At 54.4% G+C, this 14592-nt stretch carries 15 protein-coding genes and 1 other annotated feature; all 15 genes read left to right on the top strand.

Features of this window, described 5'->3' with window-relative positions:
- Positions 1-671: 671 nt before the first annotated feature.
- The 15 genes from cysE to rpoB all read left to right on the top strand — a co-directional run bounded on the left by cysE (position 672) and on the right by rpoB (position 14575).
- Positions 672-1331: a serine O-acetyltransferase gene (cysE, locus tag ACZF99_RS23400; protein WP_483607295.1), complete on the top strand. Its 660-nt coding sequence runs from the start codon at positions 672-674 to the stop codon at positions 1329-1331.
- A 526-nt stretch (positions 1332-1857) separates the two neighbouring features.
- Positions 1858-3264 carry a cysteine--tRNA ligase gene (gene cysS, locus ACZF99_RS23395; protein WP_483607294.1) on the top strand — a complete coding sequence of 469 codons (1407 nt, stop codon included), beginning with the start codon at positions 1858-1860 and terminating at the stop codon, positions 3262-3264.
- Between the two features lie 335 nt (positions 3265-3599).
- Positions 3600-3977: a Mini-ribonuclease 3 gene (locus tag ACZF99_RS23390; RefSeq protein WP_483612922.1), complete on the top strand. Its 378-nt coding sequence runs from the start codon at positions 3600-3602 to the stop codon at positions 3975-3977.
- A 30-nt stretch (positions 3978-4007) separates the two neighbouring features.
- Complete coding sequence (gene rlmB / locus ACZF99_RS23385) at positions 4008-4760, top strand: 23S rRNA (guanosine(2251)-2'-O)-methyltransferase RlmB (protein WP_483607293.1); 753 nt, start codon at positions 4008-4010, stop codon at positions 4758-4760.
- Between the two features lie 5 nt (positions 4761-4765).
- Positions 4766-5287 carry an NYN domain-containing protein gene (locus ACZF99_RS23380; protein WP_483607292.1) on the top strand — a complete coding sequence of 174 codons (522 nt, stop codon included), beginning with the start codon at positions 4766-4768 and terminating at the stop codon, positions 5285-5287.
- Positions 5288-5445: 158 nt separating this feature from the next.
- Positions 5446-6099: an RNA polymerase sporulation sigma factor SigH gene (sigH, locus tag ACZF99_RS23375; protein ID WP_408635006.1), complete on the top strand. Its 654-nt coding sequence runs from the start codon at positions 5446-5448 to the stop codon at positions 6097-6099.
- 380 nt (positions 6100-6479) lie between these two features.
- A complete protein-coding gene (rpmG, locus tag ACZF99_RS23370) occupies positions 6480-6629 on the top strand; it encodes a 50S ribosomal protein L33 (RefSeq protein ID WP_009226622.1) in 150 nt (49 codons plus the stop codon).
- A gap of 21 nt (positions 6630-6650) precedes the next feature.
- A complete protein-coding gene (secE, locus tag ACZF99_RS23365) occupies positions 6651-6842 on the top strand; it encodes a preprotein translocase subunit SecE (RefSeq protein ID WP_009226623.1) in 192 nt (63 codons plus the stop codon).
- Between the two features lie 23 nt (positions 6843-6865).
- Positions 6866-7399, top strand: coding sequence for a transcription termination/antitermination protein NusG (nusG, locus tag ACZF99_RS23360; RefSeq protein WP_059040310.1), 534 nt, complete (start codon positions 6866-6868; stop codon positions 7397-7399).
- Between the two features lie 119 nt (positions 7400-7518).
- Complete coding sequence (rplK, locus tag ACZF99_RS23355) at positions 7519-7944, top strand: 50S ribosomal protein L11 (protein ID WP_036646403.1); 426 nt, start codon at positions 7519-7521, stop codon at positions 7942-7944.
- 55 nt (positions 7945-7999) lie between these two features.
- A complete protein-coding gene (gene rplA, locus ACZF99_RS23350) occupies positions 8000-8692 on the top strand; it encodes a 50S ribosomal protein L1 (protein WP_483607291.1) in 693 nt (230 codons plus the stop codon).
- Positions 8693-8773: 81 nt separating this feature from the next.
- Positions 8774-8926, top strand: a sequence feature (ribosomal protein L10 leader region).
- A 44-nt stretch (positions 8927-8970) separates the two neighbouring features.
- Entirely contained in the window at positions 8971-9474 is a 504-nt protein-coding gene (rplJ, locus tag ACZF99_RS23345) for a 50S ribosomal protein L10 (RefSeq protein ID WP_483607290.1), read from the top strand.
- A 67-nt stretch (positions 9475-9541) separates the two neighbouring features.
- Positions 9542-9907: a 50S ribosomal protein L7/L12 gene (rplL, locus tag ACZF99_RS23340; RefSeq protein WP_483607289.1), complete on the top strand. Its 366-nt coding sequence runs from the start codon at positions 9542-9544 to the stop codon at positions 9905-9907.
- A 145-nt stretch (positions 9908-10052) separates the two neighbouring features.
- Complete coding sequence (locus tag ACZF99_RS23335; RefSeq protein ID WP_483607288.1) at positions 10053-10652, top strand: class I SAM-dependent methyltransferase; 600 nt, start codon at positions 10053-10055, stop codon at positions 10650-10652.
- Positions 10653-11029: 377 nt separating this feature from the next.
- The gene (gene rpoB, locus ACZF99_RS23330) at positions 11030-14575 is read left to right on the top strand and encodes a DNA-directed RNA polymerase subunit beta (RefSeq protein ID WP_483607287.1); all 3546 of its coding nucleotides are present in this window, start codon (positions 11030-11032) and stop codon (positions 14573-14575) included.
- Positions 14576-14592: the final 17 nt, after the last annotated feature.

Here is a 14592-nt window from a genome sequence, read left to right as displayed (position 1 = left end):
TCGGCGAAAAGAAGCGGATTTCTTTTTTAACGCTTGCCAGAATGCTTATGGAGACCAACTTCCCCCGTTTTCTTGCTGAAATCCTGAAATAAGGTTTCAGGCAAGCGTTAGCGCTGGGAACGCGCCGTTTTTACTCCTTTAGCGTCTGTTGCAAGCGTTAGAGAGTGCGTAAATTTTTTGGGGCTGCCATTGTCAGTAGGCCGTCCATTAGGTAATATAAAGGCAGGTACATCCTACAATTGCAAGAATGGCGGCTGACGGCCGCCTTGATACCATCGGCATAGATCGGGAGAAGTACGCGATCAGCCGTATCAACCAGAGAGGATAACCGGGACCCTTCGGTGCGGACCGCGCAGAGAAGAAACCAGGCTGGAAGTTATCCGGATACGCGCTGGCGGAAATGCACCCGGGAGCCGCGGAGGCGAACGCGCTTTGTAAAGAGGCGCTGTAGCTTTCGCCGTATCGTCCGCGTTAAGGGCTTGAAGAGGGAGGAGTCGGCCTGATGCCGAGGCTCGGTTGGATCTGCATGTTGCATCCACCGGACCCGGAGGCAAACTCATCCAAAGCAGAGTGGAACCGCGTCGCCAGGCGTCTCTGCAGCGAAAGCTGCAGGGGCGCCTTTTTACATAGGTCTATCCGTTTGCGATAGGAATAGAAGGTGGGGGAAAACTATGTTCAAGAGAATCCGATCCGATATCCAGGCGGTGTTCGACAACGACCCGGCGGCCCGAAGCTGGTTCGAGGTGATCTTTACCTATTCCGGTCTGCACGCGATTTGGAGCCATCGGATCGCACACTTTTTCTATCGCCGCCGCTGGTATACGGCTGCACGCACGATTTCGCAGATCAGCCGGTTTTTCACCGGCATCGAAATCCATCCCGGCGCGCGGATCGGCAACCGGTTGTTCATCGACCACGGCATGGGCGTCGTGATTGGCGAAACCTGCGAAATTGGGGACGACGTGGTGATCTATCAGGGAGTCACGTTGGGCGGCAGCGGGAAGGAAAAAGGCAAGCGGCACCCGACCGTCGGCAACAATGTCGTTATCGGGTCGGGGGCAAAGGTGCTCGGTTCGTTCAAAATCGGGGACCAGGCGAATATCGGAGCGAACTCGGTTGTCCTGAAGGAGGTGCCTGCCGGCAGCACGGTGGTCGGCATACCGGGCAAAGTGGTTCGCCAGGACGGAAAACGCCTGGACCGCCTCAGCCATCAACTTCCCGACCCGGTGGTCGACACGATGCGCGAGATGCAGCGCGAGATCGAACAGCTGCGCGGCGAGGTCCTCGAGCTCAGAGAGCGGCTGCGCGAGAAGGAACCAAACGAACTGTGAGCAGAGGCTAGAGGAGGCTACGGCTGAATTCGGCGCATGGCCCTTGCGAGAGTGTGATCCAGTGGCTAGATAGGCCGGATGAATTGGCACATCATAGATCGAGTTCCTGTGAGGGAACGTGATTCCCGAGTGTAACGGACTTCAGAGGCGTTAATGCGTTGGAACAGGTCTCGCCTCAACTTTAACGGACAGAGATGACGTTATTTGCCCGAAATTGGTCGAGTTGGCGGGGACTGGAGCTAAATAAAGTTATCTGAGTCCGTTAAACGGGGGAATACTCGGGAAATGAGCGAATAACGTCTCTGAGGTCCGTTGCTAGAGGCCGACATTACTGAGAGAGCGAGTAGCGGAGCGTAGATAGGCCTACGTGAGCAGCTCAAATGTTTCCGCAGGAAACCAACTTCGGAAGCATATGGTTCGACCGACTGAATTCAAGATTCGATGCCGGTGCCGGTCCCGCTCCTTGAGACACCTCGTGATGGGAGGCCGATTTGAAAACTACCTTAACAAGGAAGGAAAGTGCAGTATGGGATTGCAGATTTATAACACATTAACCCGGGCGAAGGAAGAATTCGTCAGCCTGACGCCGGGAAAAGTGAACATGTATGTTTGCGGACCTACCGTTTACGGTTATATTCATATTGGGAATGCGCGGCCGATGATCTTTTTTGACGTGGTGCGCAGTTACCTGGAGAATCAACAATACGATGTGAACTACGTCGTCAATTTTACGGACGTGGACGATAAGCTGATCCGCAAAGCGGAAGAAATGAACTTGACCGTGCCCGAAGTGGCCGAGATGTTCATTAAAGCCTATTACGAAGATCTGGACGGCCTCGGAATTCCGCGCGCCACGGCAAATCCGCGGGTTACGGAGAACATGGAGATCATCATCGACTTCATCCGCGATCTGGAGCAAAAGGGATTTGCTTACGAAAGCGGCGGGGACGTGTTCTTCCGCACGAACAAATTTCCGGAATACGGCAAGCTGTCCGGGCAAAATATCGGCGAGCTGCAGTTCGGCATCCGCATCGACGTGGACGACCGCAAGGAAAATCCGGAGGATTTCGTGCTCTGGAAAGCGGCCAAGCCCGGTGAAATCCGTTGGAGCAGCCCTTGGGGCGAAGGCCGCCCCGGCTGGCATATCGAATGCTCGGCGATGTCCCGGCAGCTGCTGGGCGACACGCTGGATATCCACGGCGGGGGCCAGGATCTGCAGTTCCCTCACCACGAATGCGAAGTAGCGCAGTCCGAAGCCGCCACCGGCAAGCCGTTGGCCAATTACTGGATGCATAACGGATATATCAATATCAACGGGGAAAAGATGTCCAAATCCCTGGGCAATGGCGTTCTTGTCAAGGATTTGCGCGCACACTATAAACGGGAAGCGATCCGCTACTTCATGCTGTCGACCCATTATCGCAATCCGTTGAACTTCTCGGAAGAAACGATGCAACAGGCGGAACGCAGCGTGGAACGGATCAGCAATGCGGCAAACAATCTTCGTCACCGGATGAGTGCGGCCCCGCAAGGCGGTGAAGCGCGGGTTACGACAGAGTGGGCAGAGAAGCTGGAGACGATCCGCACCTTGTTTCATGCGAAAATGCAGGATGACTTCAATACCCCGGACGCGATTACGGCGGTATTCGAATGGGTGAGCGAGGTCAATACGCTGCTGCAGCAGCCGGTAGCCGGCCGCGGAAATCTTGAAGCGGCGCTGCGGCTGTTCGAGGAGATGAACGGCGTGCTGCGCATCGCCTTGCCGCCGGAGACCGAACTGCCCGGCGAAGAGATCGAAGCGCTGATCGCGGAGCGGGCCGAAGCCCGGAAGGCCAAGAACTGGGCGCGCGCGGACGAAATCCGCGATCTGCTGGACGCCCGGGGCATCGTGCTCGAAGACACGCCGCAGGGCATGAGATGGCGGCGCAAATGAGCGGGCCGCTTGAACCGGGTGCCGAGCGAGATGCTGTGCTGGGCGCAGGACTAGGGACCAAGCGAAGTGCCATGCTGGGCGCCGGGCTAAGCGCCGGTCAAGACGCCGGGCTGAACGCCGGGCTACGTGCCGGACCAGGCGGCGTGGCCGGGGCGCATCGCGGGCCGGAGCAGCCGCAACCGGGGCAGCCGGCTCCCGGCGGGGAAGCCGCGCCAGGCACAGACGCTGCGCCTGAACGCGCCCCCGGCCCTGCGTGCGGCCCTGCGGCCCCCGAGCTCGGCGCACCCCCCGCCGCGCTCTGGTTCCCGGACCCGCCCGCCAAGCCCGCCCGGCTGCTGCCGCCGCTCGCCCTCGCCTACATCGGCGACGCCGTCTACGAGGTCGCCGTCCGCCAGCATGTGATGGCCCGCCCGAATTTGCGGCCCCACCACCTGCACGGCCAGTCGACGAAGTACGTCTCGGCCAAGGCGCAGGCGCGGCTGCTGGAGCTGATCGAGCCGTTGCTCACCGAAGAAGAGAAGGACGTCGTCCGCCAAGGGCGCAACGCCAAGTCCGGCACGGTGCCGAAGAACGCCAACGTGCTGGATTACCGCCTTGCCACCGCTTTTGAAGGCTTGGTCGGGTACCTGTATTACACCGGAGCGCATGACCGCCTCCGTTGGTTGATCGCCCAGGGGTTTGCCCATTTGGAGGATAAGCGGGACCGCGGATGATCACGCGTCACCATGCATAGGAGGATTTCGATGGAGGAACAAGAGTGGATCGGCGGCAAGCATTCGCTGCTCGAAGCGCTGCATGCCGGCCGCACGATCAATAAAATATGGGTCGCCGAAGGCGCCCAGAAGCATTTAACCCAGCCCATCGTGGCTGAAGCCAAAAAACACGGCATCATCGTGCAGTTCGTGGACAAGCGCAAGCTGGACCAAATGGCGCCAGGTTTGCAGCACCAGGGCGTCGTTGCCCAAGTCGCTCCGTACGCTTACGCCGAGGTGGAAGATTTGCTGGCCCGCGCGCAGGAACGCGGGGAAACGCCGTTTCTGCTGATCCTGGACGAGATCGAGGATCCGCATAATCTCGGTTCGATACTCCGGACGGCCGAATGCACGGGGGTACATGGCGTCATCATACCCAAGCGCCGCTCGGCGGCGGTGACAGCCACCGTCTCCAAAACCTCGGCCGGGGCCGTGGAATACGTCCCCGTTGCCCGGGTGACCAACCTGGTGCAGACGATGGAGCAACTGAAGGAAGCGGGCGTATGGATCGTCGGTACGGACGTGGGTGCAGCCGAAGAGATGTATCGCAGCGGCAACGTGTTGACCGGACCGGTCGCTATCGTGATCGGCAATGAGAACAAAGGCATGGGACGTCTGGTTCGGGAAACCTGCGACGTCCTGGTGAAGCTCCCGATGAACGGCCGGCTCAATTCCCTGAACGCCTCGGTCGCCGCCGGGGTCATCATGTACGAAGTGCTGCGCAGACGACGCGCTGAAGGATAAAGGCCATGCGCGATTGGCGCGATGTGCTATTGGTTGACGGGTATAACATGATCGGCGGGTGGCCGGAGCTGGCGGAATTGTCCAAATCGGATCTGCAATCCGCACGGGACAGGCTGCTTGAGCGGCTCGCCGATTATCAAGCTTTTTCCGGGAGAAGAGTCATCGTCGTCTTTGACGCTTACCGGGTTCCGGGGTTGGGGAAGGCCTATTCCCAGAACAAGGTGGAAATGGTGTTTACCAAGGAGAAGGAGACGGCGGACGAATGTATTGAACGACTGGTCGGCGAGCTCAGCCACCGGCGCCGGCAGATCTATGTCGCCACGAGCGATATGGTGGAGCAGCATGTGATCTTTGGGCAAGGAGCCTTGCGGGTGTCGGCCCGCGAACTCTTGATCCAGGTGGAGCAAAGCGAGAAGGACATCCAGGCTAAAATCGCCGAGCGCAGCGCCAAGTCCAACCGCAATACGTTGGATGCCAAGCTGAGTCCGGAGCAGCGTCAGCTGTTCGAACGATGGCGCAGGGAATGAAAGGGCATTCTCCAGTTCTGCTACCAAATGCCCTTGACAAAGTTCGACTTTACATCTTTTGGTACTTTTGCGGTTGACGCTAATATGCACCTTCATATATACTGTTCGTATTACTTGACTGAGTGACGGGGAACCGTGCGTTGCGGCCGGAGGGATTTGTGGTGAGTGTCAAACTCGAAACATGGGTAAGGTTTGACTATGAGATCCAAAGTGACGAAGACATTGTCGAGGCGGTTCGGGATGGCGACAGCGAAGCGTTGGAGTACTTGATTAACAAGTACCGGAGCTTCGTGCGCGCCAAGGCCAGGTCTTATTTTCTTATCGGCGCCGATCGCGAGGACATCATCCAGGAAGGCATGATCGGACTCTACAAATCGATCCGGGACTTTCGGGGGGATAAGCTGGCATCTTTCAAAGCGTTCGCGGAGTTGTGCATCACGCGTCAGATTATTACCGCCATCAAGACGGCGACGCGGCAGAAGCATATTCCGCTGAATTCGTACGTTTCCTTGGACAAGCCGATCTACGACGAGGAATCGGATCGGACGCTGCTCGACGTCATTTGCGGCTCTCAGGTAAGCGATCCGGAAGAATTGATTATCAATCAGGAAGAGTTTACCGGCCTAGAGGATAAGATGTCCGAAATCCTAAGCGATCTGGAGCGCAAGGTGCTTATGTTGTATTTGGACGGAAGATCCTATCAGGAAATCGCGGTGGATCTGGACCGCCATGTCAAATCGATCGACAACGCCCTGCAGCGGGTAAAGCGCAAGCTGGAGCGTTACCTGGAAGTGCGCGACGGCAGCATTTGAACTTATTCTTAGTAGATTTAAGGGTTGCCTGATTGCAGGAAGCCCTTTTTTAAGATTTCTTGATCGCAGCGGCTTTCCGACGGCCGGACCCGGCCGGTTCTGCGCGGATCCGCCCATCCGCGGCCCGCTTCTTCTCATCCGCTTCTTTGCGGCGTTTCTCCTATTGATTTCTCCTCCGAGGGTTTATCTTCCAAATTCGTGAGTTATACTATAATTAATCGAAGAGCTTAGCGGGATGTCTCGTTGACACGGGTAGTGCCATATGATAAAGTGTTTTAGGTAGGCCTAATTTTGTGTTTCCCTTTTTTAGACGGCGAACATTTGATTTTAGGTCAATATAGAGACAGCTCATTCTAGAATGTCTTCGGGAGGTGCACATCATGCGGGTAATAATTACGTTGGCTTGTACGAATTGCAAACAAAGAAACTACACGACAACGAAAAACAAGCGTAACCACCCCGACCGCATGGAGATGAAGAAATATTGCAAGTTCTGTAACGAGCAAGTTCCTCATCGCGAAACCAGATAGTCTTTGGAGGTGTAGTCGCGCATGAAACGTAGTTTCAAGTCGTTGTTTTCTTTTTTCTCTGAGAGCTGGGCTGAGCTTAAAAAGGTTCGCTGGCCTAATCGTAAAGAGCTGACTAATTATACGCTGATTGTGCTCGGTACAATTACCGTTGTCGCGATTTATTTTTGGGTTCTGGACATCGGCATCTCTGCTGTGATCGAAGCGATAATTTAAGAAGGGTCCCTAGGTGGCTTGATATGGAAAAAAGATGGTACGTCGTTCATACCTATTCCGGGTATGAGAACAAAGTCAAAGCCAATTTGGAAAAACGCGTCGAGTCCATGGGCATGGAAGACAAGATATTCCGCGTTCTTGTTCCGATGGAAGAAGAAGTGGTGAACAAAGACGGTAAGAAGAAGACTGTCATGCGTAAAGTTTACCCCGGTTACGTCTTGGTGGAAATGATCCAAACCGACGATTCTTGGTATGTTGTCCGCAACACGCCGGGAGTCACCGGGTTTGTCGGCTCTACGGGTTCCGGTTCCAAGCCTACGCCGCTGCTCCCTGAAGAAGTGGACCAGATTCTGGCGCATATGGGCATGGAGGAACCGAAGCCGGTCATCGAATTCGAGCTCAAAGAATCCGTGCGTATCAAGGTTGGTCCGTTTGCCAATTTTGTGGGCTCGGTTGAGGAGATTCTGACCGACAAGAGCAAGGTTAAGGTTCACGTCAACATGTTTGGGCGAGAAACCCCGCTTGAGTTGGATTACACTCAGGTGGAGAAAATATAAGTGGGTGTTCTTAAAGTCGGATGGCTTTTTGGACTGCCTCTATAAGGTTTCTTAGGGTTTCAAAGTGGGAGGAGCCGAAGGGTTCCGTCTACCACTATTAGGGCAAGGAGGTGTTTTACATGGCGAAAAAAGTTATCAAGGTGGTAAAACTGCAAATTCCTGCGGGTAAAGCGAACCCTGCACCTCCGGTAGGTCCGGCGCTGGGTCAAGCGGGTGTCAACATCATGGCATTCTGTAAGGAATTCAATGCACGTACCGCCGATCAAGCAGGTTTGATCATTCCGGTTGAAATTTCGGTGTTTGAAGACCGTTCTTTTACATTCATCACCAAAACTCCTCCGGCGGCCGTTCTGCTTCGCGTCGCAGCGAAGATCGAGAAAGGTTCCGGCGAACCGAACAAGAAGAAAGTGGCTACCGTGAAGCGCGACACCGTTCGTCAAATCGCGGAGCAAAAAATGCCTGACCTGAACGCAGCATCCGTTGAAGCGGCTATGCGCATGGTCGAAGGTACCGCTCGCAGCATGGGCATCGCGATCCAAGACTAATCTTGGAACGTAAGTGGGAGGAATTTCCGCTAATACCACATAGGAGGACGAATTCATGGCTAAACACGGTAAGAAATACCTGGAAGCCGCTAAGCTGATTGACAGCGAAGCGACATATGAGCCTTCCGAAGCCGTTGAACTGGTGAAGAAGGCGGCGACTGCGAAATTCGACGAAACCGTTGAAGCTGCAGTTCGTTTGGGCGTAGACCCTCGTAAACAAGACCAAGCCGTTCGTGGCGTCGTTGTCCTGCCGCATGGCACGGGCAAAACCCAACGCGTATTGGTATTCGCCAAAGGCGAGAAAGCGAAGGAAGCGGAAGCGGCCGGAGCGGACTTCGTCGGCGATCAAGACATGATCAACAAAATCCAACAAGGCTGGTTCGAGTTCGATGTCTGCGTAGCTACACCGGACATGATGAGCGAAGTTGGTAAACTCGGCCGTCTGCTCGGCGGTAAAGGCCTGATGCCTAACCCGAAAGCGGGCACGGTTACGTTTGACGTAGCTAAAGCCGTTCAAGAAATCAAAGCCGGTAAAATCGAGTACCGTCTGGACAAAGCGGGCCAAATCCATGCGCCGATCGGTAAAGTATCGTTTACTTCCGAACAATTGAATGAGAACCTCAAAGCTCTCATCGACGCATTGAACCGGGCTAAACCGGCCGCTGCCAAAGGTGTTTACTTGAAGAATATCGCGATTTCTTCGACCATGGGCCCAAGCGCTCGCGTGAATACGGCCGCTTACAGATAATGCCTTCCGCTTTTTGCGGACCGGGGATTGACACGAAAGTTTTCCCTTTGGTATACTGTAACAGTTGTATTATACGAGACTTAAATAAGAATATGCTTACCGTAGACAGTAGGTGCCGCAAGGCTTAATTTCCTACCGAGGTGTTGTGATAGAACGTCAATGCACGCAGCTTTGCTGCGTACAGATGATCCGTCAAGCCTTCGTGAATCTGCGAAGGCTTTTTTCAATGCCTTGCGTAAGTGGCTTTAGGCTCATGAATCTAATAGGAGGTGTGCAGTTTGGCAAACGCAAAAGTCATTCAAGCAAAACAAGAAGCCGTTGATGTGGTAACGTCGAAATTGCGCGAAAGCGCAACGACCGTCGTTGCGGACTACCGCGGACTTAATGTTGCTCAAGTTACCGAACTCCGCAAACAGCTTCGTGAAGCTGGCGTGGAATTCCAAGTGCTGAAGAATACGCTCGTTCGCCGCGCTACGGCTGCTGCGGAATTGACCGAGCTGGATGAAGTGTTGACCGGACCTACGGCCATCGCGTTCAGCGCGGAAGATGCAGTGGCTCCAGCCAAAATCTTGAGCGAATTCGCCAAGAAGAACGATGCCCTGAAAGTGAAAGGTGGCGTGGTTGAAGGCCGGGTTGTCGGCGTCGACCAGATCAAAGCGCTGGCGGATCTTCCGTCCCGCGAAGGTCTCCTTTCGATGCTCCTCAGCGTGCTTCAAGCACCGGTGCGCAACTTCGCACTGGCTGTCAAAGCCGTTGCCGAGAAAGAAGAAGCAAGCGCATAAGTTAGTCTTGCGGAAACAAGTCATCTGATTCGCAAAAAATAAACTATTATATAATGGAGGTTCTACCATGAGTAAAGAAACCATCTTGGAAGCGATCAAAGGTATGACCGTTCTGGAACTGAACGATCTCGTTAAAGCAATCGAAGAAGAATTCGGCGTAACTGCAGCAGCTCCGGTTGTTGTAGCTGGCGGCGGCGGCGGCGGTGCAGCGGCTGAAGAGCAAACGGAATTCGACGTTATCTTGACCAACGCTGGCGCATCCAAAATCAACGTGATCAAAGTGGTTCGCGAAATCACGGGCCTCGGCTTGAAAGAAGCCAAAGACCTGGTTGACAACGCACCAAAACCACTGAAAGAAAAAGTGGGCAAAGAAGAAGCGGACGGCGTAAAAGCAAAATTGGAAGAAGCAGGCGCAACTGTAGAAGTGAAGTAATCGCTACTTCCCCTATAACAAACCCCTTGAACTTGATTCAAGGGGTTTGTTGCCTATCCCCCTTACATCCTCCTGCGGGAATGGATATAATAAGGGGCAAGGAAATGGGTGGAACACTAGACGTGATGGAGGGAAACAAAGAAACATGTCGGATCACTACTACACAAGCCAACCCGCTGCGGCGCACGATCGAAAAACCTGGGACGCTATGCTGCGGGGACAAGCCTTCCGCTTCGTCAGCGACGCAGGCGTATTTGCCAAAGGGGGCGTTGATTTCGGGAGTCGGACTTTAATCGAAGCAATGGACATTCCGGAGGATGCCGAAGTGCTTGATGTGGGCTGCGGGTACGGGCCGATCGGGCTTGCGGCGGCCAAGCTGGCCAGCCGGGGGCATGTCATGATGATCGACGTCAACTCTCGTGCCGTGGCATTGGCCAAAGAAAATGCAGCGGCCAACGACGTGAACAACGTAACCATTATGGAAAGCGACTTGTTCGCGGCCGTTGGGGATCGGAGGTTTGACGTCGTGTTGACCAATCCGCCGATTCGCGCCGGCAAAGCCACGGTTCATGCCATCTTCGAAGGCGCTTATGAACGTCTGCGTACGGGCGGTTCGCTTTGGGTGGTTATTCAGAAGAAACAAGGCGCGCCATCGGCCAAGGAAAAGTTGGAGTCGCTATTTTTCCGGGTGCAGGAAGTGACAAAGGATAAGGGGTATCGCATCTATAAAGCGGTCAAAGGCTAAGCGGAATTTCGCGGATTGTTATAAATTCAGGCCAAACAAACCTAAGGTTGACTTGACAAAACCGATATGTTATTATTATAAAATGTCAGCATTAAGATGCCCTCGGTGGCTTTAGTTTAGTGAAATGTCAATAGTTTTGCGAAAACAATGCATAAAAATGTGTCGTTTTACGTATAATATGCACATTTTGGATAAACTAATAAATACGGGGACATCAGAGCAGAAACAGACACGGATAAATGGTGCTCTTTTTTCGAAAGCATTCGATAAGGGCTTTTCTTTATTTGTGGATGAATCCGTATGGTCCTATTATAAGGGCACAAACACGGGTTCGCAATGTATTTTTAAAGTGAGTAGACATGAGGGGTGAGTTTAAGTTGGCAGGACATCTTGTTCAATATGGTCGACGCACTCGGCGTAGTTATGCGCGAATTAGCGAGATACTCGAAGTACCGAACCTGATCGAAATCCAACAGAAATCCTATGAGTGGTTCTTGGAAGAAGGCCTTCGGGAAATGTTCCAGGATATCTCGCCGATTCAGGATTTCACCGGAAATCTGGTGTTGGAGTTTATCGATTACAGCCTGGGCGAACCGAAGTATACGGTGGATGACGCGAAGGAACGCGACGTTACCTATGCGGCGCCGCTTCGGGTCAAAGTCCGGCTTATTAATAAGGAAACCGGCGAAGTCAAAGAGCAGGAAGTATTCATGGGAGATTTCCCGCTGATGACCGAAACCGGTACGTTCATTATTAACGGTGCGGAACGGGTTATTGTCAGCCAGTTGGTTCGCTCTCCTAGCGTCTATTTCAGTACGAAAGTGGATAAGAACGGTAAGAAAATGTATACCGCAACCGTAATTCCGAACCGCGGCGCTTGGCTCGAGTTGGAGACGGATGCGAAGGATATTATTTACGTGCGGATCGACCGTACCCGCAAAATTCCGGTGACCGTGCTGTTGCGCGCGCTCGGCTTCGGGTCGGACGCGGAAATTTTGGATCTGCTCGGCAACGACGAGTATATTCGCAATACGCTCGACAAAGACAATACGGATTCGACGGAGAAAGCGCTGATCGAAATCTACGAACGTCTGCGTCCGGGCGAGCCGCCCACCCTGGAGAATGCGAAGAGCCTGCTCGTAGCCCGCTTCTTCGATCCCAAACGTTACGACCTGGCCAATGTCGGCCGTTACAAAATCAATAAGAAGCTGCACATCAAGAATCGCTTGTTCAATCAACGTCTCGCCGAGACGCTGATCGACACGAGCACGGGCGAAATTATCGCCGAAGCCGGCCAAATGGTAGACCGCCGTCTGTTGGACGAGATTTTGCCTCACCTCGAGAGCAACGTTGGCTTCAAGAACTACCATGTTGCCGGCGGCGTGCTTGACGCGGATGACGTGCCGCTGCAAACCATCGACGTGTTCTCGCCGATCGAAGACGGCAAAGTGGTCAAAGTGATCGCGAACCGCAACATCGATAAATCGGTGAAGCATATCACCCCTGCTGATATTATTTCTTCGATCAGCTATTTTATCAATTTGCTGCACGGCATCGGCAGCACGGACGATATCGACCATCTCGGCAACCGTCGTCTGCGTTCGGTCGGTGAGCTGCTGCAGAACCAATTCCGCATCGGCTTGTCCCGGATGGAACGCGTCGTGCGCGAAAGAATGTCGATCCAGGACGCCAATGTGATCACGCCGCAGGCGCTGATCAATATCCGTCCGGTGATCGCGTCGATCAAAGAGTTCTTCGGCAGTTCGCAGTTGTCCCAGTTCATGGATCAGACCAACCCGCTGGCCGAACTGACGCACAAACGTCGTTTGTCCGCACTGGGTCCGGGCGGTCTGACTCGGGAACGCGCCGGCATGGAAGTGCGTGACGTTCACCCGTCCCACTACGGACGGATGTGTCCGATCGAAACGCCGGAAGGTCCGAACATCGGTTTGATCAACTCCTTGTCGACGTTTGCGCGGATCAACGAGTACGGCTTCATCGAAGCGCCGTATCGCTGGGTTGATCCGAAGACGGGGACGGTGACCGATCAAGTCGCTTATCTGACGGCCGATGAAGAAGACAACTATATCATCGCGCAGGCGAACGCGAAGCTGACGGAAGAGAATAAGTTCGAAGACGAATCGGTTATCGTTCGTTACAACAAGCAGTCGGATAACATCCTGACCATGCCGAGCAACCGGGTGGACTACATGGATATTTCGCCGAAGCAGGTCGTATCCGTCGCGACGGCGCTGATTCCGTTCTTGGAGAACGATGACTCGAACCGTGCGCTCATGGGCTCGAACATGCAGCGTCAGGCCGTTCCGCTGCTCATTCCGAAGGCGCCGCTCGTCGGTACCGGCATGGAGCATAAAGCGGCCAAGGACTCCGGTGTCTGCATCGTTTCGAAATATGACGGGATCATCGAACGGTCGGAAGCGAACCAAATTTGGCTCCGCCGCGTTGAGGTTGTGGACGGCAAGGAAGTCAAAGGCGACCTGGTTAAATATAAATTGCACAAATTTATGCGTTCTAACCAAGGAACCTGCATTAACCAACGTCCGATCGTGAAGCGGGGCGACGTCGTTAAGAAAGGCGACATCCTGGCCGACGGTCCTTCGACGGAAATGGGCGAATTGGCACTGGGCCGCAACGTGGTCGTCGCCTTCATGACTTGGGAAGGTTACAACTACGAGGATGCGATCCTGCTGAGCGAGAAGCTGGTGAAGGAAGACGTATATACTTCGATCCACATCGAGGAATACGAATCCGAAGCCCGCGACACGAAGTTGGGACCGGAAGAAATTACCCGCGATATCCCGAACGTCGGCGAAGAAGCGCTGCGCAACTTGGATGAACGCGGCATTATCCGCGTCGGTGCGGAGATCGCCGCCGGCGATATCCTGGTCGGCAAAGTCACGCCGAAGGGCGTAACCGAATTGACGGCCGAAGAACGCCTGCTGCACGCCATCTTCGGGGAGAAAGCCCGCGAAGTCCGCGACACCTCCCTGCGCGTACCGCACGGTACCGACGGGATCGTTGTTGACGTGAAGGTGTTTACCCGCGATAACGGCGACGAATTGCCGCCGGGCGTAAACCAGCTCGTTCGCGTATATATTGCGCAAAAACGGAAAATCTCCGAAGGCGACAAAATGGCCGGACGCCATGGTAACAAAGGGGTCGTGGCTCGCATTTTGCCGGAGGAAGATATGCCGTTCATGCCGGACGGAACGCCGGTACAGGTTGTCCTGAATCCGCTGGGCGTACCTTCGCGGATGAATATCGGGCAGGTGCTGGAAATCCATCTGGGGATGGCCGCATTGCAAATGGGCATTCACGTGGCAACGCCGGTATTCGACGGCGCCAACGAAGAAGACGTGTTCGACACGATGGAAGAAGCCGGCATGCAGCGTAACGGCAAAACGGTTCTTTACGACGGCCGGACGGGCGAACCGTTTGAACGCGAAGTTACCGTCGGGGTCATGCATATGATCAAACTCGCACACATGGTTGACGATAAAATCCATGCCCGTTCGACGGGTCCTTACTCGCTTGTTACGCAGCAGCCGCTGGGCGGTAAAGCTCAGTTCGGCGGCCAGCGGTTCGGGGAGATGGAAGTGTGGGCGCTGGAAGCTTACGGCGCCGCCTATACGCTGCAAGAGATTCTTACCGTCAAATCGGACGACGTGGTCGGCCGGGTGAAAACCTACGAATCCATCGTCAAGGGAGAAAACGTGCCTGAACCGGGCGTGCCTGAATCGTTTAAGGTCTTGATCAAGGAGCTGCAAAGCTTGGGGATGGACGTCAAGATCCTGACCGAAAACGAAGAAGAGATCGAGATGAAAGAGATCGACGACGAGGACGATGCCTCGGGCGACAAGCTCAGTCTCAATCTGGAAGGCGCGGAAGTCGGCGCAGAATAGAGCGTTATACAGTCAAA

It is taken from the genome of Paenibacillus sp. JL3B1040 (genome assembly GCF_057063165.1).
Note: the sequence above shows the minus strand (reverse complement) of the source record. Positions and strands in the feature narration are given on the sequence as shown.

Bases quoted from the DNA above. Each gene is read 5' to 3' on its own strand.
- cysE (WP_483607295.1), top strand. From the start codon at position 672: ATGTTCAAGAGAATCCGATCCGATATCCAGGCGGTGTTCGACAACGAC.
- cysS (WP_483607294.1), top strand. From the start codon at position 1,858: ATGGGATTGCAGATTTATAACACATTAACCCGGGCGAAGGAAGAATTC.
- rlmB (WP_483607293.1), top strand. From the start codon at position 4,008: ATGGAGGAACAAGAGTGGATCGGCGGCAAGCATTCGCTGCTCGAAGCG.
- ACZF99_RS23380 (WP_483607292.1), top strand. From the start codon at position 4,766: ATGCGCGATTGGCGCGATGTGCTATTGGTTGACGGGTATAACATGATC.
- rpmG (WP_009226622.1), top strand. From the start codon at position 6,480: ATGCGGGTAATAATTACGTTGGCTTGTACGAATTGCAAACAAAGAAAC.
- secE (WP_009226623.1), top strand. From the start codon at position 6,651: ATGAAACGTAGTTTCAAGTCGTTGTTTTCTTTTTTCTCTGAGAGCTGG.
- nusG (WP_059040310.1), top strand. From the start codon at position 6,866: ATGGAAAAAAGATGGTACGTCGTTCATACCTATTCCGGGTATGAGAAC.
- rplK (WP_036646403.1), top strand. From the start codon at position 7,519: ATGGCGAAAAAAGTTATCAAGGTGGTAAAACTGCAAATTCCTGCGGGT.
- rplA (WP_483607291.1), top strand. From the start codon at position 8,000: ATGGCTAAACACGGTAAGAAATACCTGGAAGCCGCTAAGCTGATTGAC.
- rplL (WP_483607289.1), top strand. From the start codon at position 9,542: ATGAGTAAAGAAACCATCTTGGAAGCGATCAAAGGTATGACCGTTCTG.
- ACZF99_RS23335 (WP_483607288.1), top strand. From the start codon at position 10,053: ATGTCGGATCACTACTACACAAGCCAACCCGCTGCGGCGCACGATCGA.